This is a genomic window from Mycobacterium sp. MOTT36Y, assembly GCF_000262165.1.
Classification (GTDB): Bacteria; Actinomycetota; Actinomycetes; order Mycobacteriales; family Mycobacteriaceae; genus Mycobacterium; species Mycobacterium intracellulare.
Window position 1 is genome coordinate 2,776,232 of the sequence record NC_017904.1, and the last position, 21,768, is coordinate 2,797,999.

24 protein-coding genes are annotated in these 21,768 nt (G+C 67.3%); 15 read left to right on the top strand and 9 right to left on the bottom strand.

Annotated features, from left to right (window positions below; all coding sequences use genetic code 11):
* Nucleotides 1–74: 74 nt before the first annotated feature.
* A complete protein-coding gene (locus W7S_RS12765; RefSeq protein WP_008256820.1) occupies nucleotides 75–1,142 on the bottom strand; it encodes an amidohydrolase family protein in 1,068 nt (355 codons plus the stop codon).
* On the opposite strand from W7S_RS12765, the gene W7S_RS12770 reads away from it, so the two are divergent.
* The gene (locus W7S_RS12770; protein ID WP_238535849.1) at nucleotides 1,141–2,493 is read left to right on the top strand and encodes an MFS transporter; all 1,353 of its coding nucleotides are present in this window, start codon (nucleotides 1,141–1,143) and stop codon (nucleotides 2,491–2,493) included. The two genes, W7S_RS12765 and W7S_RS12770, sit on opposite strands and share 2 nt — an antisense overlap.
* A 2-nt stretch (nucleotides 2,494–2,495) precedes the next feature.
* Here the strand turns inward: W7S_RS12770 and W7S_RS12775 are convergent, their stop codons facing one another.
* Nucleotides 2,496–3,791 carry a competence/damage-inducible protein A gene (locus W7S_RS12775; protein ID WP_041297839.1) on the bottom strand — a complete coding sequence of 432 codons (1,296 nt, stop codon included), beginning with the start codon at nucleotides 3,789–3,791 and terminating at the stop codon, nucleotides 2,496–2,498.
* A 34-nt stretch (nucleotides 3,792–3,825) separates the two neighbouring features.
* Between W7S_RS12775 and W7S_RS12780 the strand changes: the two genes are divergently transcribed.
* Entirely contained in the window at nucleotides 3,826–4,320 is a 495-nt protein-coding gene (locus tag W7S_RS12780) for a macro domain-containing protein (RefSeq protein WP_179300176.1), read from the top strand.
* On the opposite strand, the gene W7S_RS12785 is transcribed toward W7S_RS12780, so the two are convergent.
* Complete coding sequence (locus W7S_RS12785) at nucleotides 4,317–4,622, bottom strand: MTH1187 family thiamine-binding protein (protein WP_008256827.1); 306 nt, start codon at nucleotides 4,620–4,622, stop codon at nucleotides 4,317–4,319. The genes W7S_RS12780 and W7S_RS12785 overlap by 4 nt on opposite strands.
* A 52-nt stretch (nucleotides 4,623–4,674) precedes the next feature.
* On the opposite strand from W7S_RS12785, the gene dtd reads away from it, so the two are divergent.
* Nucleotides 4,675–5,106, top strand: coding sequence for a D-aminoacyl-tRNA deacylase (dtd, locus tag W7S_RS12790; RefSeq protein WP_014711648.1), 432 nt, complete (start codon nucleotides 4,675–4,677; stop codon nucleotides 5,104–5,106).
* A 17-nt stretch (nucleotides 5,107–5,123) separates the two neighbouring features.
* A complete protein-coding gene (locus W7S_RS12795) occupies nucleotides 5,124–6,035 on the top strand; it encodes a class I SAM-dependent methyltransferase (protein ID WP_014711649.1) in 912 nt (303 codons plus the stop codon).
* 4 nt (nucleotides 6,036–6,039) lie between these two features.
* On the opposite strand, the gene W7S_RS12800 is transcribed toward W7S_RS12795, so the two are convergent.
* The gene (locus W7S_RS12800) at nucleotides 6,040–7,065 is read right to left on the bottom strand and encodes an alcohol dehydrogenase catalytic domain-containing protein (protein ID WP_014711650.1); all 1,026 of its coding nucleotides are present in this window, start codon (nucleotides 7,063–7,065) and stop codon (nucleotides 6,040–6,042) included.
* A gap of 22 nt (nucleotides 7,066–7,087) precedes the next feature.
* On the bottom strand, nucleotides 7,088–9,025 hold the full coding sequence (locus W7S_RS12805) for an NAD(P)/FAD-dependent oxidoreductase (protein WP_014711651.1): 1,938 nt from the start codon (nucleotides 9,023–9,025) through the stop codon (nucleotides 7,088–7,090).
* A gap of 253 nt (nucleotides 9,026–9,278) precedes the next feature.
* Between W7S_RS12805 and W7S_RS12810 the strand changes: the two genes are divergently transcribed.
* Nucleotides 9,279–10,409: a nitronate monooxygenase gene (locus W7S_RS12810; RefSeq protein ID WP_008256833.1), complete on the top strand. Its 1,131-nt coding sequence runs from the start codon at nucleotides 9,279–9,281 to the stop codon at nucleotides 10,407–10,409.
* Between the two features lie 26 nt (nucleotides 10,410–10,435).
* Here W7S_RS12810 and W7S_RS12815 read toward each other — a convergent pair whose 3' ends face one another.
* The 3 genes from W7S_RS12815 to W7S_RS12825 form a co-directional block, all read right to left on the bottom strand.
* Nucleotides 10,436–10,657, bottom strand: coding sequence for a hypothetical protein (locus W7S_RS12815; protein WP_008256834.1), 222 nt, complete (start codon nucleotides 10,655–10,657; stop codon nucleotides 10,436–10,438).
* A 78-nt stretch (nucleotides 10,658–10,735) separates the two neighbouring features.
* The gene (locus tag W7S_RS12820) at nucleotides 10,736–11,026 is read right to left on the bottom strand and encodes a hypothetical protein (RefSeq protein WP_014711652.1); all 291 of its coding nucleotides are present in this window, start codon (nucleotides 11,024–11,026) and stop codon (nucleotides 10,736–10,738) included.
* A gap of 11 nt (nucleotides 11,027–11,037) precedes the next feature.
* Complete coding sequence (locus W7S_RS12825) at nucleotides 11,038–11,442, bottom strand: hypothetical protein (RefSeq protein WP_008256836.1); 405 nt, start codon at nucleotides 11,440–11,442, stop codon at nucleotides 11,038–11,040.
* 245 nt (nucleotides 11,443–11,687) lie between these two features.
* Between W7S_RS12825 and W7S_RS12830 the strand changes: the two genes are divergently transcribed.
* From W7S_RS12830 to W7S_RS12840, 3 genes are read left to right on the top strand one after another with little or no spacing between them, the layout of a single operon-like run.
* Nucleotides 11,688–12,974 carry a cytochrome P450 gene (locus tag W7S_RS12830; protein ID WP_008256837.1) on the top strand — a complete coding sequence of 429 codons (1,287 nt, stop codon included), beginning with the start codon at nucleotides 11,688–11,690 and terminating at the stop codon, nucleotides 12,972–12,974.
* Nucleotides 12,975–12,983: 9 nt separating this feature from the next.
* Complete coding sequence (locus W7S_RS12835; protein WP_014711653.1) at nucleotides 12,984–13,997, top strand: alcohol dehydrogenase; 1,014 nt, start codon at nucleotides 12,984–12,986, stop codon at nucleotides 13,995–13,997.
* A 12-nt stretch (nucleotides 13,998–14,009) separates the two neighbouring features.
* On the top strand, nucleotides 14,010–14,570 hold the full coding sequence (locus tag W7S_RS12840) for a YceI family protein (RefSeq protein WP_014711654.1): 561 nt from the start codon (nucleotides 14,010–14,012) through the stop codon (nucleotides 14,568–14,570).
* Nucleotides 14,571–14,589: 19 nt separating this feature from the next.
* On the opposite strand, the gene W7S_RS12845 is transcribed toward W7S_RS12840, so the two are convergent.
* The gene (locus W7S_RS12845) at nucleotides 14,590–15,726 is read right to left on the bottom strand and encodes a hypothetical protein (protein ID WP_041297840.1); all 1,137 of its coding nucleotides are present in this window, start codon (nucleotides 15,724–15,726) and stop codon (nucleotides 14,590–14,592) included.
* A gap of 630 nt (nucleotides 15,727–16,356) precedes the next feature.
* On the opposite strand from W7S_RS12845, the gene ag85B reads away from it, so the two are divergent.
* From ag85B to W7S_RS12880, 7 genes are all read left to right on the top strand, one after another.
* Nucleotides 16,357–17,349, top strand: a complete 993-nt coding sequence (gene ag85B, locus W7S_RS12850; RefSeq protein WP_014711656.1) for a diacylglycerol acyltransferase/mycolyltransferase Ag85B — start codon at nucleotides 16,357–16,359, stop codon at nucleotides 17,347–17,349.
* 143 nt (nucleotides 17,350–17,492) lie between these two features.
* Nucleotides 17,493–18,023, top strand: coding sequence for a chorismate mutase (locus W7S_RS12855; RefSeq protein ID WP_041297841.1), 531 nt, complete (start codon nucleotides 17,493–17,495; stop codon nucleotides 18,021–18,023).
* A 105-nt stretch (nucleotides 18,024–18,128) separates the two neighbouring features.
* A complete protein-coding gene (gene rpfC, locus W7S_RS12860) occupies nucleotides 18,129–18,566 on the top strand; it encodes a resuscitation-promoting factor RpfC (protein ID WP_014380156.1) in 438 nt (145 codons plus the stop codon).
* A gap of 35 nt (nucleotides 18,567–18,601) precedes the next feature.
* On the top strand, nucleotides 18,602–19,081 hold the full coding sequence (locus W7S_RS12865; RefSeq protein ID WP_170320593.1) for an SRPBCC family protein: 480 nt from the start codon (nucleotides 18,602–18,604) through the stop codon (nucleotides 19,079–19,081).
* Nucleotides 19,078–19,908: an SDR family oxidoreductase gene (locus tag W7S_RS12870; protein ID WP_014711658.1), complete on the top strand. Its 831-nt coding sequence runs from the start codon at nucleotides 19,078–19,080 to the stop codon at nucleotides 19,906–19,908. The genes W7S_RS12865 and W7S_RS12870 overlap by 4 nt, the downstream gene beginning before the upstream one ends.
* A gap of 12 nt (nucleotides 19,909–19,920) precedes the next feature.
* Nucleotides 19,921–20,343, top strand: a complete 423-nt coding sequence (locus W7S_RS12875) for a lipoprotein LpqH (protein ID WP_008256850.1) — start codon at nucleotides 19,921–19,923, stop codon at nucleotides 20,341–20,343.
* Between the two features lie 55 nt (nucleotides 20,344–20,398).
* A complete protein-coding gene (locus W7S_RS12880; protein WP_014711659.1) occupies nucleotides 20,399–21,721 on the top strand; it encodes a cytochrome P450 in 1,323 nt (440 codons plus the stop codon).
* Nucleotides 21,722–21,768 lie beyond the last annotated feature (47 nt).

Here is a 21,768-nt window from a genome sequence, read left to right on the forward strand (position 1 = left end):
CACTTTTCGCGATCGCCGCTAGATCCGATGGCGCCGACCCGCTTCGCCCGGCTGCGCCGCGCTCGCGATCGCCGCTAGTTCAGGTTGTAGAAGCGCTGCGCGTTGCGCCCGCCGATCTTCTCGCGGGCCTCCTCGCTGATATCGGCGCGAGTGCGCAGGTGCTTGGTGCTTTCCGGCCACTCGCCGTCCCAGTGCGGATAGTCGCTGGCGAACATGATGAAATCGGCGCCCAGCACGTCGATCACCCCGGGCAGGATCGGCTCCTCCGGTTCACACGTCACCCAGATGTTTCCGGCGGCCAGATACTCGTGCGGATCGCGACGCCAGCCGCGCTCCACCCAGTCGCCACGCTTCTCGTAATGCTCGTGCAGCCGATCGATAAAAAACGGAACCCAGCCCGCACCCGCCTCGAGGAAGGCCACCCGCAACTCCGGATGACGCTCGAAGACGCCGCCGGAAACCATCGCGGTCATCGCCGTCATCTGGTCGAACGGGAAGCTGATGCAGTGCACCTGAATGTAATTCGTGAAACGGTCTACCCCGATCTTGGGCAGATGAATGCCGGGCGCCCCATGCACCCCCAGCGGCATCCCGAGTTCGACGGCGGCGGCATAGAACGGGTCGAGGTCGGGGTGGTCGAGGTTGCGTGTCTTGAGCGCCGGCGGCACCAAAGTCGCCACCAGCCCAAGGTCTTTGGCTTCGGTCATGACATCGATCGCCAGCCGGCCATGTTCTATCGGAGCCACCGCGACGCCGCGGAGCCGCCCACCCGAAGCGGCGCAGTAATCGGCGATCCACTCGTTGTAGAGGCGAGCGAATCCGGCCGCGAATTCGGGGTCCTCGAGACTCGGCGCGCACAGTCCAAGGCTGGGATAGAGCACCATCGTGTCGATGTGATCGCGGTCGGCGTCACCCAGCACGCCTTCGGCCGACCGGCAGTTGATATCGGCCGCGCTACTGATCCCGTGTTCGGGCGGGCAGCCCGCGCCCGGGCCGCGGTCCTCGGGGTAGTTGCGTCCTTCAAGGGTCAACCCGAGCCGCCCATGCCTGCCGGGTCTGACGTGCTCCGGCCACCGCTGCATCGCTTCGACTGCCAGTGACGAATTTTCGGCGACATGGCCGTCGGCGTCGATGATCCGCATGCATCCGGAACTTACTCCCGCACGACGGGCGGCGAAACAGGTCGCGCCGAAGCCCTCGGTACGCCACGATGCTGACGTGACTACACAGAGCCCTCGACAGAAGTTGACCGCCGACCAGCGAAACTCCTTCATCGCCGCCCTGTTGGGCTGGACGATGGACGCCTTCGACTACTTCATCGTGGTGCTCGTCTACGCCGACATCGCAAAGACGTTCCACCACAGCAAGGCCGAGGTCGCGTTCGTCACCACCGCCACCCTGATCATGCGTCCCGTCGGCGCATTGCTGTTCGGGCTGTGGGCCGACCGCGTCGGCCGGCGGCTCCCCCTGATGGTCGACGTCATGTTCTACTCCGTGGTCGGGTTCCTGTGCGCCTTCGCACCCAACTTCACCGTGCTGGTGATCCTGCGCCTGCTGTACGGCATCGGCATGGGCGGGGAATGGGGGCTCGGTGCCGCGCTGGCCATGGAGAAGGTTCCGGTCCAGCGACGCGGGTTCTTCTCCGGGCTGCTGCAGGAGGGTTACGCGTTCGGCTACCTGCTGGCCAGCGTCGCCGCCCTGGTGGTGATGGATTGGCTCGAGCTCTCGTGGCGCTGGTTGTTCGGCCTGAGCATCGTTCCCGCACTGATCAGCTTGATCATTCGCTACCGGGTGGAGGAATCCGAGGTGTGGGAGGCCGCCCAAGACCGGATGAGGCTCACCAGCACCAGAATCCGCGACGTGCTGCGCAGCGGCGCGATCATCCGGCGCTTCATCTACCTCGCGTTGCTGATGACGGCATTCAACTGGATGAGCCACGGCACGCAGGACGTCTACCCCACCTTCCTCGGCGCGCACGCCAACCAAGGCGCCGGGTTGTCGAGCACGACGGTCAGGTGGATCGTGGTGGCCTACAACGTCGGCGCCATCATCGGAGGGCTCGTCTTCGGAACGCTGTCGCAACGACTGAGTAGGCGCTACACGGTCGTCTTCTGTGCAATTCTGGCGCTGCCGATCGTGCCGCTGTTCGCATACTCACGCGGCGCGGCCATGCTGTGCCTGGGCTCGTTCTTGATGCAGCTCTTCGTGCAGGGCGCGTGGGGCGTGATTCCAGCCCACCTCACGGAGATGTCGCCGGACGCCATTCGCGGCCTCTACCCCGGTGTGACCTACCAACTCGGAAACCTGTTGGCGGCGTTCAACTTACCGATTCAGGAACGTCTCGCCGAATCCCACGGCTACCCGTTCGCCTTGGCGGCCACGATCGTGCCGGTGCTGGCCGCGGTGGTGGTCCTGACGCTGATCGGAAAGGACGCGACGGGAATCCGCTTCGGCACGACGGAAAGTTCTTTTCTCGCAACGGAAGCGACGTAAAGCTAGCCGGGGTCGGCCAGCAGGCGCCGCAGCAGGTGCATGGCCACCGTCGTCGAGCGTTCCCGGATATCGGACCGGTTGCCCGGAAGGCGCAGGGTGCGAGTGTCCGTGCGGCCGCCCGCCGCCTTCACGCTGAAGCAGACCGTCCCGACCGGCTTGTCTTCCGTGCCCCCGCCCGGTCCGGCGATGCCGGTGATCGCGACCGCGGTGTCGGCGCCGAAGCGTTGCAGCGCGCCCGCGGCCATGGCCTCGGCCACCGGCTCCGACACCGCGCCGTGCGCCTCGATCAGCGCCGGGTCGACGCCGAGCACCTCCGCTTTCGCCTCGTTCGAATAGGACACCACCCCGCCGGCCACGTAGTCCGACGACCCAGGCCGATCGGTCAGCCGCGCCGCCAGCAGTCCCGCGGTGCACGACTCCGCCGTCGCGATCCGGTGCCCGGTGAGAAGCTGCGCGACCAGATCGTCGACACGCGAGCCGTCTTCGGAGTACAGCTGATGCCCGTGCCTCTCGCGCAGCAGCTTCGTCAGTTGCGTGTACGCGTCGGCGGAGTCCGGCTCGTAGCGGGTGACCATTTCGATCTCCCCGCGCCGCAGGCAGGTGGTGATCTCGAGCCGGTCGAATCCGGGCACGGTCTTTTCGGCGTCGCGCAGCGTCTCGGCCAGCCCCGACTCGGGCAGGCCGAACATCCGCAGCATCTCCTGCCGATAAATGGTCCGGCCGGCGATCGCGTCCTGCGCCGCCGGTGTTTGGATGGCCGTGTGCCACATCGGCTGCAGCTCGCGCGGGGGTCCGGGGAGCACGATCACCGCGGGCTTGCCCGGCACCACGACGCCGGGCGCGGTGCCGACCGGGTCGAGCACCTGCGCCCCAGCCGGGATCATGGCCTGCTTGCGGTTGGCGGCCCGCAGCGACTCGAAAGTGCCGGGGTCCAAGGCGGATTGGAAAGCGGGATTGCGCCCCATCAGCTTCTTGAGGATGTTCGCGATCTTCTCTTCGACCTCGGCGTCCAACACCAGCTCGCGCCCGCAGAAGCGCGCCACCACCTCGACGGTCATGTCGTCGGCCGTGGGCCCCAGGCCGCCGCTGGTGACGATCAGGTCCACGCCTTGATCGGCGAGAAACCGCAGCTGGGCTTCGATGTCGGCGGGCCGGTCGCCGCAGATCGTGATGTGCGCGAGCTCGACACCAAGCTCCAGGAGGCGATCGGCGATCCAGGGGCCGTTGGCGTCTTGGACGCGTCCGGTGAGGACCTCGGTTCCGGTGACAACGATGCCTGCACGTGCGCTCACCGCCATGAGCCTACGCATGGGCCTGCGGGACAATGAGCCGATGATCGAGTTAGAGGTGCTTGCGGCCGACGTGACCAAGCTCGACGTGGACGCGATCGCCAACGCCGCCAACACGCAGCTGCGGCACGGTGGCGGCGTCGCCGCGGCCATCTCGCGCGCGGGCGGGCCCGACGTGCAGCGCGAATCGACCGAGAAGGCGCCGATCGGACTCGGCGAAGCGATCGAGACCACCGCCGGCGACATGCCCGCGCGCTACGTCATCCACGCGGCGACCATGGAACTCGGTGGGCCAACCTCGGCCGAGATCATCGGCGCCGCCACGGCTTCGACATTGCGCAAGGCCGACGAACTCGGCTGCCGCACGCTGGGGCTGGTGGCCTTCGGCACCGGTGTCGGCGGTTTCCCGCTCGACCAGGCCGCCCGGCTGATGGTCGACGCCGTCCGGCGGCACCAGCCTGGCTCGCTGCGCAAGGTGGTGTTCGCCGTGCACGGCGACGCGGCGGAGCAAGCGTTTCGGGCCGCGCTGCGGGCCTAGCTCTCGGAGAGGTAGCGCTCGACGGAGGCGACCTTCTGCGTCATCGCGTCGTTGGCCCCGGTGCGCCAATCGGCCTTGATCACCGTGCTCACCCGCGGCGCCCGGGCCGCCACGGCCTCGACGGCGCGCTGCACCACCGCCATGACCTGCTCCCACGTGTCGCCCTCGATCACCGTGAACATCGAGTCGGTCTTGTTGGGCAGGCCGGACTCGCGAACCACCCGAACCGCCTCGGCGACGATCTCGCCGACACCCTCGCCCACCCCCATCGGGGTGACGGAAAACGCGACGAGCACGGACACCCTGTCGAGCGTACCCACCCCCGCCCCGGCCGGTCTGGCACCATCGAGGCCCATGCGGGTGTTGGTGCAACGGGTCTCGTCGGCGACGGTGTCGATCGACGGCGCGGTGGTGGGAGCGATCCGACCGGATGGCCAGGGGCTGTTGGCATTCGTCGGCGTCACCCACACCGACGATCGCGACAAGGCGCGCCGGCTCGCCGAAAAGCTCTGGAACCTAAGGATTCTCGCCGAGGAGCGGTCCGCGGCCGACGCAAGAGCCCCCATCCTGGTCATCAGTCAGTTCACCCTGTACGCCGACACCGCCAAGGGCCGCCGCCCGTCGTGGAATGCGGCCGCGCCCGGGCCGGTGGCCGAGCCGCTGGTGGCGGAGTTCGCCGCGACGCTGGAGCGGCTGGGCGCCGAGGTACAGACCGGGGTGTTCGGCGCGAACATGCAGGTCGAGTTGGTCAACGACGGCCCGGTCACGGTGCTGCTCGAACTCTGAAGGGTACGTTGGCCCCCGTGGGCACGACACCTGAATTCGGATCGCTCCGCTCCGACGACGACAACTGGGACATCGTCAGCAGCGTCGGCTACACCGCGCTGCTCGTGGCGGGATGGCGTGCGCTGCACGCCGTGAGCGCGCAGCCGCTGGTGCGCGACGAATACGCGAAGGTCTTCATCGCCGCCTCGCGGGACCCGTATCTGGCGGGGGTCCTCGCGAACCCGGGCAGCACCGAGGACGAGACGGCCTTTCCGCGGCTGTATGGCGTGCAGACCCGGTTCTTCGACGACTTCTTCGTCGCCGCCTGCCAGGCGGGCATACGCCAGGCGGTGATCGTCGCCGCCGGCCTGGATTCGCGGGCGTTCCGCCTTGAATGGCCCGACGGCACAAGGGTCTTCGAGGTCGACCTGCCGAAGGTCCTGGAGTTCAAGGGGCGTGTGCTCGACGAGCAGGGTGCCGCGCCGAAGGCGAACCGGATCGAGGTCGCCGCCGACCTGCGCACCGACTGGTCGCGGCCCTTGGAGGCGGCCGGGTTCGACGTCGAGAGCCCGAGCGCCTGGTCGGTGGAGGGGTTGCTGCCCTACCTGACCGACGAGGCGCAACACGCGCTGTTCACCCGGATCAGCGGGCTCAGCGCGCCGGGCAGCCGGATCGCGATCGGCGCGCTGGGGTCGCGGCTGGACCATGACCAGCTCCACGCCTTGGAGGCGGATCACCCCGGGGTCAACGTGTCGGGCAACGTTGACTTTTCGGCCCTGACGTACGAACCGCAGTCCGATCCCGCGGAGTGGCTGACCGCGCACGGGTGGGCCGTCGAACCCGTCCGCAACACGCTCGAATTGCAGGCCGGTTACGGCATGACCCCACCGGAGGTCGACGTCAAGATCGACAGTTTCATGCGGTCCCAATACATCACGGCCACCCGGTGAAGGCCTAGGGCTGCAACAGGATCTTCACATCGTCGCCGGAGCGCGATTCCGCGGTCGCATAGCCCTTGGCCGCGTCGTCCAAAGGCATTGTCGTGGTGAAGATGCCGTCGACATCGAGGCGGCCGGACTGCAGCAGCGGGATCAATTCCGGCCACGTTCGCTGCACCGGCGCGGTGGTCATCCGCAACGTGATGCTGCGGATCAGGCAGCCCAGCGCGTTGAGCGGAAACGGATTCATGTCGTGCACACCGACGACCGAGACGGTTCCGCCCGCCCGGACGGCGTTGAGCGCCTCGGTCAGGGATGCGTCGGTGGCGACGGCGTCGATCACCGCGTCGACGCCGCGGCCGCCGGTGGCGGCGAGGATCTCCTCGAGCGCCGGCGCCTTCACGGGTGTCGCCCCCCACTGCGCGGCGCGCTGTAGCCGGCCGTCGACCTGATCGACGGCGAAAACCGTTGCCGCGCCCTGAAAAAGCGCGCTGCGCAGCGAGCACAGGCCGACCGCTCCGAGGCCGATCACCGCAACGGTCCCGCCGAACGGAATGTCGGCGCGCTGTGCCGCGGCCCAGCCGGTGGCGAGATTGTCGGTGAGTAGCAGCGCCTGCTCGGTGCTGATGCCCTCGGGCACCTTCAGGAGCTGGAAATCGGCGGCGGGCACCGCGAGCAGATCGGCCTGCGCGCCACCGAGCACTCCGCCGCCGAAGATCTGAAAGCCGGAGTGGCACATGACCGGATCGCGGGTGGCGCACCCCGCGCACGCGCCGCAGCCGGCGACCGACGACACCATGACCTGATCGCCGACCTTGACGTTGCGCACCTGGGGCCCGGCGTCCACCACCGTGCCGATGGCTTCGTGGCCGAGGGCGATGGGATCGGGCATCGGGAAGTCGGCCTCGTAGAAGTGCAGATCCGAGCCGCAGATTCCGGCGGCGGTCACCTCGACGATCGCTCCGTCCGGGCCCGGCAGCGTTGGGTCGGGGCGGGTGTCGACCCGGATGCTGCGGGGCCCATCGACGACTACCGTGCGCATATCGGTGTGCTCACTTCCCTTGTCACACTTGATCTTTCTGGCGCACTACAAATTGTGACCAGTCTGGTTCACGCACCGCCGACCAGTACTCGTTGAGGCGCCACGGGCTGACGGTGTGAATCTCGCCGTCGGCGTTTTTGAAATACGAGTGCTTCACCGCCGGGTGTGACCACACCATCTTTTTGATCTGGGTCTGCGTCCGCCGGTGCCAGTCCGTGGCGGCGTCGGGTTTCGGCTCAACGGAATGCACGTCGGCCTCGGCCAGGCGCGCCAGGCACTGGTCGATGTAGCGCATCTGCAGTTCGGACTGGAAGATCAGGCTCCCCCCGTGGGCCAGGTGGGTTCCGGGCCCGTAGACGATGAAGAAGTTCGGGAACTGCGGGACGGTGATCCCGAGGTAGGCATACGGCCTGCTCCCCCACATCTCGTGCAGGTCAACGCCGTTGCGGCCGGTGATCTTCAGCGGCCACAGCACGTCGGTGTGCCGGAACCCCGTTGCGTAGACGATGACATCGACGTCGTGCGTCACTCCGTCCTCGGTGACGATGCCCTGCGGCGTGATCCGCTCGATGGCTGTGCGCACCAATTCGACGTTGTCGCGCTGCAGCGTTTTTAGCCAGCTGCCGTTGTCCTGCAGGGTGCGCTTGCCGCAGGCGGGATAGTCCGGCATCACCTGGGCCAACAACGGCGAGTCTTCGCCGACCTGGCTGGTGATCCACTGGGAGAACATCATGTGCGCGCCGGCGTTGATGTCGCTGACGGCGTGGTCCTGATCGGCGTAGTTCGGATCGCCTTCGGCGGCGTCGAGGCCCTTGTCCGAGCCGGGCCACAGCACCAGGAAGCGGTACCACCGGCCGTAGAACGGCAGGTGGCGCATCGCCCAGCGCACACCGTCGCCGACCTCGTCGTGATACATCGGGTTCGGGAACATCCACTGCGCGGTCCGCTGGAACACCGTCAGGCGCTCGACCTCCTCGGCGATGGCGGGCGCGATCTGGAACCCGCTGGCGCCGGCGCCGACGAGCGCGACCCGCTTGCCTTCGAGGTCCACCGAGTGATCCCAGGCCGCCGAGTGAAACGACGGGCCCCGGAAATTCTGTGCTCCGGCGAATTCGGGAATGTTGGGCCTGTTCAGCTGGCCCACCGCCGTGATGAGCGCGCGTGCGCGCAGGGTCGACGTGCGGCCGTCGGCTGATCGCAGCGACACGGTCCAGGTGCCGTCGTCGTCGTCCCATTTGGCCGCGAGAACCTCGGTCTGCCAACGTATCCGGTCGGCCAGGTCGTGTTCGTCGATGACCTTGGTGAAATAGTCCTGCAGCTCGTATTGCTCGGCGAAGAAATGGGTCCAGTCGTTGTTGGGTTCGAAGCTGTAGCAATAGAAATGGTTCGCGACGTCGACCCGGGCGCCGGGATAGCGGTTCTCCCACCATGTTCCGCCCGGGCCGGCGTTCTTCTCGACGATGGTGAACGGAATGTTGGCCTGCTTGAGGCGCACGCCGGCAAGGATGCCGGATTCGCCGCACCCGACGACCAGAACCGGAAGCTGCGCCGCGCGCTCGGCCGGCAACGCGGCCGGCCGCCGGGGGTCGACCCCTTCGAGGTCCAGCTCTTCGGACACCAGGGACAGATAGTCGTCGGGAACGTGCTCACACGCCGCCCAATCCATCATTTCCCTGATGAGCTCCGGGCTCAGCGGCGCCGGTTCGGGGCAGCCGCGATCCCGATACTCGGTGATCACCGTCAGCGCCTCGGCGCGGGCCCGCGCCTTGTCCTCCTCCGACATGAACCCCTGGACCTCGTTGAGGAAGATGCCCATCTGCTTGTAGTCGCGGATGAATCGGGGGTCGCCGGTGATGTGGACGAGGGAGAGCAGCAGCGTCGGGACGCTGACATCCTCTAGGGCGGCGGCGATCTCGGGCGTGGATGTGGTGAAGGGATCGCCGGCGTAGCGGCTGCGCATCAAGGCGGATCCTCTCGGTGGTTTGGAAGCCAATTACGCTACGCGTAGTTTCGTAATTGGCAGCACTACGCTACCCGGTCGCTCCGTGCGGGATCAAGGGATCGAAGGCGGTGGCGGGCCGAACGGCGTCGCGGCCGGCTCGGCGGCGACGGGCCGTAGTGATGGGGCGCAGCTCAGGACCCGCTGGCCACGTCAGTGACGTCCGTACTAAACTAGAACACGTTCCAATTCGGCGAGCATCCCAGGAGTTGTAATGCACACCCCTATTTGCGACGAACTCGGCATCGAGTTCCCGATCTTCGCCTTCACCCACTGCCGCGACGTCGTCGTGGCGGTCAGCAAGGCTGGGGGGTTCGGCGTGCTCGGGGCCGTCGGCTTCACGCCTGAGCAGCTCGAGATCGAGCTCAACTGGATCGACGAGAACATCGGCGACCACCCCTACGGCGTCGACATCGTCATCCCCAACAAGTACGAGGGCATGGACTCGCACCTGTCCGCGGAGGAGCTGGCCGAGACGCTGCGCAAGATGGTGCCCCAGGAGCACCTTGACTTCGGGAAGAAGATCCTCGCCGACCACGGCGTGCCGGTCGAGGACAGCGACGGCGACACCCTGCAGCTGCTCGGCTGGACCGAGGCGACGGCCACACCCCAGGTCGAGGTCGCGCTCAAGCACCCGAAGGTGAAGATGATCGCCAACGCGCTGGGCACCCCACCGGCCGACATGATCAAGCACATCCACGAGGCCGGACTCAAGGTGGCCGCGCTGTGCGGCTCCCCCTCGCAGGCCCGCAAGCACGCGGACGCGGGCGTCGACATCATCATCGCGCAGGGCGGCGAGGCCGGCGGGCACTGCGGCGAGGTGGGCTCGATCGTGCTGTGGCCGCAGGTCGTCAAGGAGGTCGCCCCGGTTCCGGTGCTGGCCGCCGGCGGCATCGGCAGCGGTGAGCAGATCGCGGCCGCGCTGGCGCTGGGCGCGCAGGGCGCGTGGACCGGATCGCAGTGGCTGATGGTCGAGGAATCCTCGAACACCCCGGTCCAGCAGGAGGCCTACGTCAAGGCCGGCAGCCGCGACACCGTCCGCAGCCGGTCGTTCACCGGCAAGCCGGCCCGCATGCTGCGCAACGACTGGACCGAGGCGTGGGAGGCCCCGGAGAACCCGAAGCCCCTCGGAATGCCGTTGCAATACATGGTGTCCGGCATGGCGGTTCGTGCCACGAACAGGTACCCGAACGAATCCGTCGATGTCGCGTTCAACCCGGTCGGTCAGGTCGTCGGGCAGTTCACCAAGGTGGAGAAGACGTCGACGGTCATCGAGCGCTGGGTGCAGGAGTACCTGGAAGCGACCAACAGGCTCGACGAGCTCAACGAGGCCGCCTCCGTCTGACGGCGGGGCTTGCCCGGCCGGCGGGGCTAGACGTCGTCAACGTCCTGCCGGCCGGTGAACACTTCCTTCGTCCGGTCCAGGGCGTACGTGCCGATGTCGATGGAATTCTGAACGATTCCGCTGGCACCGCCGGCGAGGTCACCCCGGATGATGTCGCTGGCGTGCTCGACGATGTCGGAGGCTTTCTCGACGGCGTTGGTCGCGATGTCCCTCGCCGCGTCGACCGCATCTTTGGGATTGAAGGCCATCTCGAGTCTCCTTTGTCGCAGGTTCGTTGCCCTGAACTCTAGACGGGACGAGGCCCCATTTCTCGGCGGCGGTGGGCTTCAGTAGTGCACGAGGGTGCGCCAGTAGTCTTCGGGAATTTCGGCCCCCGAGCGCAGTATTCGGGCCAGACCGATGGCCATCGCGATGCCCAGCAGCCCCAACCACAGCCCTGCCACCGCGATGACGCCCCACAACGCGGCGGTAACCGCGGGCCACGGCGAAAACACGGCCAGCACGGGCGCGAAGAAGAATCCGGTGCCGATGTACCACGCCGACCCGGCGCGATCCGAGGCCAGGACGAAACGCAGCCAGCGGGGCACGGGCGACGCGCCTTGCTCACCACGCTTCATCGTCGTACCGATCAGTCGGAGGGCGGGAAAAACCCTGCGCCGGTAAACCATCCGGGCTGCCACCCCTGCTCCCCCAGGCACAGCATCGGAAGCCCGTCCGGAGTCTGCGCCGCCGCCTGCGAGCCCGGGCATTTCGCGCCGGTCTGCTGGACCCCGTAGAGCGGATAGGAAGCGACCCAGTAACCGGTGGTGGCCGCCGGGAACTGGTTCGGCGGCGGGAAATGACAGGCCTCGGCCTGGCCGCTGGGCCCTCGTCCGAAGATGAAGCGCTCGTAGTTGTCGCACGGGGCGCCCAGCGAAGCTTGATAATTCATGCCCGGGACGTCGCCGTCGTAATGCGGGTCGGCGGCCGCGCATGGCGCCATGCCGATCGTGATGCCCGCTATCGAAGCGGCGCTCAGCAATTCCCGAATCATGTTCCACCCCGCCTGTCGTCGCCGGTGACCTGCACCAAAGCATATCGGTCGGGCCGCGGGCCACAAGACGATTTCGGCGCTCGGCCGCGATCCTCGCCGCCGCACGACCGTGGCCGACAAAGCGCACCCGCGGAACACGTTCCAATTTGCCCTCGACGATCTTGCGTCAATGCTTCCCAACCGTGGTCCGGCAATGGTTTCCTTGCACAAGGACGCCTAGACGACTTCGTATCGAGGAGTGCGCCATGTCAACCGTCGAGCCCAGCACCAAGCCGGTCCCCAATCTGCCTCCAGGCTTCGACTTCACCGATCCGGACATCCACGCCGAGCGATTGCCGGTCGAAGAACTGGCCGAGCTGCGCCGCACGGCGCCGATCTGGTGGAACGAACAACCGATCGGTGCCGGCGGGTTCGACGACGGCGGCTTCTGGGTGGTGTCCAAGCACAAGGACGTCAAAGAGGTCTCGCTGCGCAGTGACGTGTTCTCCAGCCTGCAGAAGACCGCGCTGCCGCGCTACAAGGACGGCACGGTCGGCGAGCAGATCGAGCGCGGCAAGTTCGTCCTGCTCAACATGGATGCCCCGCAGCACACCCGGCTGCGCAAGATCATTTCGCGGGCGTTCACGCCCCGGGCCATCGAGCGCCTGCGCGAAGACCTCGCCGAGCGGGCCCGCCACATCGTCGAGCAAGCGGCCGCCGAGGGCCGCGGCGACTTCGTCGAGCAGGTGTCGTGCGAACTGCCGCTGCAGGCCATCGCCGGGTTGATGGGCGTGCCGCAGGAAGAACGCAAGAAACTGTTCCACTGGTCCAACGAGATGGTCGGCGACCAGGACCCCGAATTCGCCAACAACGACGCCATCACCGCCTCGGTCGAACTCATCATGTACGGCATGCAGATGGCGGCCGAGCGGACGAAGAATCCGGGGGAAGACCTCGTCACCAAGCTGGTCCAGGCCGACATCGACGGGCACAAGCTTTCCGACGATGAATTCGGCTTTTTCGTGATCCTGTTGGCGGTGGCCGGAAACGAGACCACCCGCAACTCCATCACCCAGGGCATGATGGCCTTCACCGACTTTCCCGACCAATGGGAGCTGTTCAAGAAGGAGCGCCCCGGCACCGCCGCCGACGAGATCGTCCGGTGGGCCACCCCGGTCACCTCGTTTCAGCGCACCGCGCTCGAGGACTACGAACTGTCCGGTGTGCAGATCAAAAAGGGTCAGCGGGTCGTAATGGTCTACCGCTCAGCCAATTTCGACGAGGACGTCTTCGACGATCCGTTCACGTTCAACATCTTGCGCGATCCCAACCCGCACGTCGGGTTCGGCGGAACCGGCGCCCACTACTGCATCGGGGCGAACCTGGCACGCATGACGATCGACCTGATGTTCAACGCGATCGCCGACGGCATCCCCGACCTCGAGTCCATCGGCAAGCCCGAACGTCTGCGGTCGGGCTGGCTCAACGGGATCAAGCACTGGCAGGTGGACTACCACACCGATGGCAAAGCGAAAGCCCCTGCCGCGCACTAAGCTAAGCCGATGCCCAAACATCAAGCTGTCCGGATCCAGTCCGCAGGCGGCCCCCTAGAGCTGGCCGAAGTCGAAACCCAATCACCCGGCCGCGACGAGGTACGACTGACGGTCGGCGCGTGCGGGATCTGTGGCACCGACGCGCATTTCGTCAACGGGGGGTTCCCGGGCATCTCGTGGCCCCTGACGCCCGGACATGAGATCGCGGGCAAGGTCGCCGAAGTCGGTGACGGCGTGCAGGATTTCGCGATCGGCGATCGCGTCGCGGTCGGTTGGTTCGGCGGATGCTGCTACCACTGCGATCAATGTCGCAAGGGCCTCTTCATTCACTGCGCGAACGGGAAGGTGCCGAGCTGGCAGTATCCCGGCGGATACGCGGAATCGGTGACCGTCCCGGTGAGCGCCCTGGCCCGGATACCGGCCGAGCTCTCCGACGCCGAAGCCGCTCCCATGGGGTGCGCCGGCGTCACCACCTACAACGCGTTGCGTCACACGAAAGCGTTGCCCGGCGATCGCGTGGCGATACTGGGCGTCGGTGGCCTGGGGCACCTCGGCGTGCAGTTCGCCCGGGCGATGGGCTTCGAGACCATCGCGATCAACCGCGGCAGCGGCAAGGCCGATGACGCCCGAAAACTGGGCGCCCATCACTACATCGATTCCACCACCAACGATCCCGCCGAAGCGCTGAAGGACTTGGGCGGCGCGACCGTCGTCCTGGCCACCGCGGGCAATTCGGAGGCGATGGCCGCCACCGTCGGCGGCATCGTCCCGCGGGGTGAACTGGTCACCATCGGCGTCACGCCCGAGCCGCTGCCGATCAGCCCCGTACAGCTGATCACCCCCGGCGTCAGCATCGTCGGGCATCCCTCCGGTACGGCCAAAGATGTCGAGGACACCATGCATTTCGCGGTCCTGTCCGGCGTTCGGGCGTGGATCGAGGAGTTGCCGCTGGCGCAGGCGGCCGAGGGCTATGCGGCGCTGGAACAGGGGCGGGCGCATTACCGCACCGTCTTGACCATGTGACAGCGTCGGCCCGTGACTTCTGAGAAGGGCGCGACGTGGACGATCGGCCCGCCCGACGGTGAACTGTTGCTCCACACCGGTGTTGCCGGGCGAGCGGCGCGGATGGGCCACCGCCTCACCATCGTGATGTCGCGCTGGCGTGCCACCGTGAATTGGGCGGGTTCGCGACCCGTCAGCGCCGAACTTGCGGTCGACGTCGGTTCCTTCGCCGTGGTGAACGCCGAGGGCGGCATCAAAGGGCTGTCCGCGACCGAGAAGGCGCAGGTGCGCTCCAATGCATTGAAGTCGTTGGACGCCAAGCGATTTCCCGAGATTCGCTACAGTGCGGATGTCATCGAGCGGGTCGGCGACGGGTACCGGCTCACCGGCGCGCTCGAGATCCATGGCACCTCGCGAGACCATGTCGTCGACGTCCGCACCGAAGATCTCGGAAACGCGTGGCGCATATCGGGTGAAACCGCCGTCCGGCAAACCGATTACGGCGTCAAGCCCTACTCGCTGCTGATGGGCTCGGTCCAGGTCGCCGACGACGTGTCATTGACGTTTACCGCGGTTCACGCCAAGGACGGGTGAACAAAATTTCCGGGCGAGATCAGGGCTGCCCGCCCGCCGCGCGCGGCGCCGAATCGGCCGCGTCGCCCGCGTCCCCGGGGATGTGCTCGAGCACGCGGGTCAAGTAGGGCTGCCCGTTACCCGGATCCGGCTGCCGATCGCCACCGACGCCCGGTTGCTCTTCCGGCGCGGCCGGCTCGGCAGCGGACTCGCCGGCGGCGGGCGGCTGGGTGGGTCGCTTGACTGGTGGGGGCGCAGGAAGCGGCGCGACGGCCTTGGCCGCCTCGGCGGCCTGGGGCGTGGACGGGTGGGTGGTGTGCTTGGACGCGGGCGCGCTGGCCGGCCCCACGTGGATCCCCACCGCCAGCGACACCGAGCCGACGAACGTGACCGCACCGGCGGCCAACGCCGTGAGGGCCCCGGCGTACGACAGGTGCCGCTGTCGTGCCGGCGCTGAGGAAATGGGTTCGCTGTGGTGCGCCACCAGCTGTTCGTCGGTGAACTCGGTGCTGCGGGCCGCGGACAGCGCCGCGCCCCGTGCGATCGTCACCTGGGCCATCGATTGCACGAAAACCGGTACCGGCAAGGCCTTTTCGAGTTGCCAGGAGAAACCGTCGATGTCGCGATGTGCGCCGACGACGACAACCCCGCCGGGTTGCCATCCGTCGCGGTCGAACATGCCGGTCAGCCACCGGGTCAAGCCGTCGAGGCCGCCGCGCACCTGCTTGGTCGCCGTCTGGGTCTCGCCGTCCTGGGTGTCGACCATGACGGCGGTCGTGGCGTCATGGTCGAGAATGCAGACCGCGGTCTGTTCGTAACCGATGACGGGTGCGATGGCCTGCGCCAGGGTCTCAATGGCCTCGAGGAACCGGACCGGCACGACGTTGTCGAAACCCGCGTCGGTCAACGCCTCCAGCACCAGTGCCGCCTGAGCGGCTGCGTCGTCGTTCCAGGTCACCCCGATGACGCGCAATCGTTGATCGCTCGCGGCCGCCACCGTGTCGACCCGCAAGACCTCGTCGACGACTTGCTCCGCGGTGTTCACGGCGCGGACACCCCGGCCGGCGCGCAGCGCCAACTCCTGGTGATCCAGGATGGTGCCGTCTGCGCCGTGTCCCTCAGCGAGGACCCAGCCGACGGCGGTCGGCGTCACTGACAGGCCAAGTACCGTGTCCAAATCTATGCCCCAATCGGTCCCGCGCCTCGGCTCCCAGACGCACCGAAGCGCACCATCAAACCGCTGGTGCGGAGGTTCGTGAGGGCCGGAACAGACACGGGATAGCGTGGTCTTCATCGGCTTGCTTCGACAGAGCCTACGCGGTCGGCGCAAACCGGGCGGCGCCGGTCCACATCGCCTCGCGACACGCCGATAATCCCAATTGGGTTGATCGGAAGGGGACGCCGCGCCGTTCTCATCGGATATGCACACAATTCCGGTGTCGCTGTGCACCCGATGCCCGATTCAGACGGTCGACGGCGCGACACGCACCGCCGCTGACCGTCCGCCGAAAGCGCATCTGGGTCGATCGGGCGCGCGCTGTGTCTATCGCGCGGTCTCAAGGGCTTTCGGCGCCGCGCACACCGGTGACCCGCCGCCGGCCGGCGACTTTTGCGGCGGCTCGGTTAGGCGGACGCCGAGCGGGTACTCGCCGATGGTCGCCGCCCGGATCCCCGGGTGGCGAAATTGCGAGGTAAAAGCGATACGAAACCGAGACGCGTCCGCGTCCCAATCGACATTTGACGGACTTACACGGTAAATTCCTGTGAGACCGCGATCACATTCGATCACATCCGACAAGGGGCAGGTATGACAGATCTGAGCGAGAAGGTCCGGGCCTGGGGGCGCCGACTTGTGGTCGGTGCAGCCGCGGCTGCAACGCTGCCGGGCCTGATCGGTATTGCCGGCGGCGCGGCGACCGCGAATGCGTTTTCGCGTCCGGGCCTGCCCGTCGAGTACCTGCAAGTGCCGTCCGCGGGAATGGGTCGCGACATCAAGGTCCAGTTCCAAAGCGGTGGCAACGGCTCCCCCGCGGTCTATCTGCTGGACGGGCTGCGGGCTCAAGACGACTACAACGGCTGGGACATCAACACCCCGGCGTTCGAGTGGTACTACCAGTCGGGTCTGTCGGTCATCATGCCGGTCGGCGGTCAGTCCAGCTTCTACGCCGACTGGTACCAGCCCGCGTGCGGGAAGGCCGGCTGCTCGACCTATAAGTGGGAGACCTTCCTGACCAGCGAACTGCCGCAGTACCTGGCCTCGAACAAGGGCGTCAAGTCCACCGGCAGCGCCGCGGTCGGCATCTCGATGTCCGGCTCCTCGGCGATGATCCTGGCCGTGAACCACCCCAACCAGTTCATCTACGCCGGATCGCTCTCCGCGCTGCTGGACCCGTCCCAGGGCATGGGCCCCTCGCTGATCGGCTTGGCGATGGGAGATGCCGGCGGTTACAAGGCGGACGCCATGTGGGGCCCGTCGAGCGACCCGGCCTGGCAGCGCAACGACCCCAGCCTGCAAATCCCGGCGCTGGTCGGTAACAACACCCGGCTCTGGGTGTACTGCGGTAACGGGACACCGTCGGAGCTGGGCGGGGCGAACATGCCTGCCGAGTTCCTGGAGAACTTCGTGCGCAGCAGCAACCTGAAGTTCCAGGACGCGTACAACGCGGCCGGCGGCCACAACGCCGTGTTCAACTTCAACGCCAACGGAACACACAGCTGGGAGTACTGGGGAGCCCAGCTCAACGCCATGAAGCCCGACCTGCAGAGCGCGCTGGGCGCTTCCTCGGGCGGCGGCGGATAACCCATTCACCTGACGCCACTACTGCGCTTGACGACACGTCAGGCGCAGTAGTGCGTTAAGGGGCGGCGATTCACGCCAGAATCGTCGCTATGCCCCGCAGCGCGCGCCCGCACCGCGTCCGTCTCGTTCCCCTGTGTGTCGGCATGGTCGGCGTCCTGGCGGTGTGGGCGGCGCCGGCCCGCGCCGACGACGCGAATCCGCTGACCCCGTTGGTCGACGCCGCCGCGCAACGGCTACAGGTTGCCGACCCGGTGGCCGCCTATAAATGGAACACCCACGGGGCAATTGAGGACCCCGTTCGCGTCCGGCAGGAATTGGCAAAGCTCGGCGACGACGCCGCCGCCGCACGCATCGACCGCAACTACACCACCCGGGTCTTCGGTGACCAGATCAACGCGACCGAGGCCATCGAATACGGCCGGTTCGCGGATTGGAAACTCAATCCGGGTGACGCCCCGGCCGACTCCCCGGACCTCGCGGCCTCGCGGTCGACGATCGACGGCCTCAACCAGGCGATGCTGGCGCAGATATCGGCCAACTGGGACGTGCTGCACTCGCCGGCGTGCGCGGGCCAGCTCGACGCCGCCAGGGGCGCCGTCGTCGCGAGTCGTCGGCTTGACGGCCTCTACCGACGCGCCCTCTGGTCAGCGACGCAATCGTATTGCCAGCAATAATTTAATTTTTCCTCACCATTTCCTAACCGTCGAATTTGGCCTGGCGATAACGCGATTTCCGCAGATAGAAGGCATATCTCGCACCATTTTCGAATAGGTAACGCTTTGGCCACACGCGCCGAAAACCTTGACATGAAGAATCTCTGCAAGCTTCTCGTCAAGTCCATAGCGGTCGGCGGGTTCGTTGCAGCATCGATGGCTTCGTCCACGGGTGTGGTGAGCGCGGACGCCGCTCCCAACTGGGACGCGATCGCTCAATGCGAATCCGGCGGCAACTGGCACGCCAACACCGGAAACGGCAATTACGGTGGACTGCAATTCAAGCCGGCCACCTGGGCGCGTTACGGCGGCGTCGGCAACCCGGCGGCCGCCTCCAGGGAGCAGCAAATCGCCGTGGCCAACCGGGTTTTCGCGGAAGAGGGCGTGGAGCCCTGGCCGAAGTGCGGCGCGCAGTCCGGCCTGCCGATCGGTTGGTACTCGCACCCGGCGCAGGGCATCAAGCAGATCATCAACGGGTTGATCCAGGCGGCCGTCCCGCACTGATGACACGCCCGCGTGGTCTATGACCCGGCACGAAGCTGTGTTTGGATCAGCCCATGGAAGGTTCGGCGACTGTTCACATGGCGGCGCCCGCGGCCAAGATCTGGGATCTCATCGCGGACGTGCGCAACACCGGACGGTTTTCCCCGGAAGTTTTCGAGGCCGAGTGGCTGGGCGATGCGACCGGCCCGGCCCTTGGCGCGAAATTCCGCGGCCACGTCCGGCGCAATGAAATGGGACCCGTGTATTGGACGACCTGCAAGGTCACCGCGTGCGATCCGGGCCGCGAATTCGGCTTCACCGTGCTGCTCGGTGATCGGGAGGTCAACAACTGGCACTACCGCTTGGCGCCCAGCGGCGGCGGGACCGACGTCACCGAGTCGTTTCGGCTCAACCCCGCGCCCTGGCTGGGCGTGTACTGGTTGTTCGGCGGATTTCTGCGCAAGCGCCGCAACATCCGCGACATGACCAAGACGCTGAACCGCATCAAAGACGTGGTCGAGGCCGACGCGTCGTGAAATCGGTCTTCATTACCGGCGCCGGCAGCGGCATGGGCCGCGAAGGCGCAAAGCTGTTCCACGCCAAGGGCTGGCGGGTGGGCGCGGTGGACCGCAACGACGACGGCCTGACCACGCTGCAGCAAGAATTGGGCGGCGACCGGCTGTGGACCCGCGCCGTCGACGTGACGGACAAGGCGGCCCTGGACGGCGCCCTGGCCGACTTCTGCTCCGGCAACGCCGGCGGCCTCGACATGATGTGGAACAACGCCGGCGTCGGCGAATCCGGGTGGTTCGAGGACGTGCCGTATGACGCCGCGATGCGCCTCGTCGATGTGAACTACAAAGCGGTGCTGACCGGCGCCTACGGCGCGCTGCCTTACCTGAAGAAAACCCCCGGCAGCCTGATGTTTTCGACGTCGTCCTCGTCCGCGACTTACGGCATGCCCCGCCTCGCGGTCTACTCGTCGACCAAGCACGCGGTCAAGGGCCTGACCGAGGCGCTCAGCGTGGAATGGCAGCGGCACGGGGTGCGCGTCGCCGACGTGCTGCCCGGTCTGATCGACACCGCCATCCTCACCACGACGACCAACCACTCCGGCGACGCCGCCGCGCCGAGAACCGCCGAGGAGTTGCGCGCCACCGCCCCCAAAAGAGGCCCGCTGCGGCTGATGCCGGCCAGCAGCGTCGCCGAAACCGCGTGGCAGGCCTACCACCATCAGAAGCGGCTGCATTGGTATGTGCCCAAAAGCATTCGCCTGATTGACTTCTTCAAGGGCCTGAGCCCCGAACTCGTGCGACGCAGTATCGTCAAGGCCCTACCCGCGCTAGCGCCGAAGCGGCAGTAAGGAGGTCGGCTGGTGCAAAACCGCTTGCCCACAGTCGCTTTGATCCTGGCGGCGGTCGTCGTCGGCGTGGCGGGGTGCAGCGCGGCGCAGACGACGCCCCGCCGCGCCGCCCGCCTGACCATCGACGGCGCCACACATACGACACGTCCCCCCGCGTGCCGGCAAGACCAGATGTACCGGACCATCAAGATTCCGGACCACGACGGCGGCGTCGAGGCGGTGATGCTGCTCAGTGGCTACCGGGTCATGCCGCAGTGGGTGAAGATCCGCAACGTCGACGGCTTCACCGGCAGCTTTTGGCAAGGCGGCGTGGGAGACGCGCATGTCGACCTCGCCCATGACGCGTACACCATCACCGGCAGCGCGTACGGCATCAACAGCAGCAATCCCAACAAGGTGGTGACCACCGAATTCAAAATCGTCGCGGAGTGCTGACTCCCCCGATGCGCGCGGCCTACGCTCGTAGCGACACCTGAGCGAGGGAGGGCCGGTGAAGGAACGACTGCACTGGTTCGCGATGCACGGCTTCATCCGCGGCGCCGCGGCGTACGGCGCGCGCCGGGGTGACGTCCAGGCCCGGTTGATCGCCGATCCGGCGGTGGCGGCCGATCCGGTGCGCTTCTACGACGAGGTCCGGGCCCGGGGCAAACTGGTGAAGGGTCGCGTCGCCTACCTGACCGCCGATCACGCGCTGGCCCACGAGCTGTTGCGGTCCGACGACTTCCGGGTGGTGATCTTCGGATCGAATCTGCCCGCGCCCTTGCGATGGCTCGAGCGCCGCACCCGCGACGACCTCCTGCACCCCCTGCGTGCCCCTTCCTTGCTGGCCGTCGAGCCCCCCGACCACACCCGCTACCGCAAGACCGTGTCGGCGGTGTTCACGCCCAGGGCGGTCGCCGCCCTGCGTGAGCGCGTCGAGCGGACGGCCGCCGACTTGCTGGAGCAGTTGACCGGTGAGTCCGGCGTCGTCGACATCGTCGGGCGCTACTGCGCGCAACTTCCGGTCTCGATCATCAGCGAGATCCTCGGCGTTCCCGAGTCGGACCGGCCGCGGGTCCTGGAATTCGGTGAGCTGGCCGCGCCGAGCCTGGATATCGGGTTGCCGTGGCGGCAGTACCGCAGCGTGCAGGACGGGATCGCTGGCTTCAGTTCCTGGCTCGCCGAACACCTGCAGCGGCTGCGCCGGGAACCCAGCGACAACGTGATGAGCCAGCTGATCCAGACCGCCGAAAGTGGCTCCGCGGAGACCTATCTCAACGAAAACGAGCTTCAGGCGATCGCCGGACTGGTGTTGGCGGCGGGCTTTGAGACCACCGTGAACCTGCTCGGCAACGGGATTCGCACGCTGTTGGACGCGCCCGAGCACCTCGACGCGCTACGGCGACGACCGGAGCTGTGGCCCAACGCCGTCGAGGAGATCCTGCGGCTGGAATCGCCGGTGCAGCTGACCGCCCGGATGGCGCGGGGCGATGTCGAGATCGCGGGGCACCAGGTCGCCCGAGGCGACCTGGTGCTGGTGTACCTGGCCGCCGCCAACCGGGATCCGGTGGTGTTCAGCGACCCACACCGCTTCGACATCGAAAGACCAAACGCCGGGCGGCATCTCGCCTTTTCCGGTGGCCGGCACTTCTGTCTCGGGGCGGCGTTGGCACGCGCCGAGGGCGAAGTCGGGCTGCGGACGTTCTTCGACCGCTTCCCCGAGGTGCGCGCGGCGGGCGCCGGCAGCCGGCGCGAGACCCGCGTGCTGCGGGGATGGTCGTCGCTGCCGGTGGCGCTCGGGCCGGCCCGGTCGATGGCCGCCGCCGAAAGCTGACCGATCGCGATTGCGGCGCGAACGGCCGCAGCAGTTGACACCGGCGC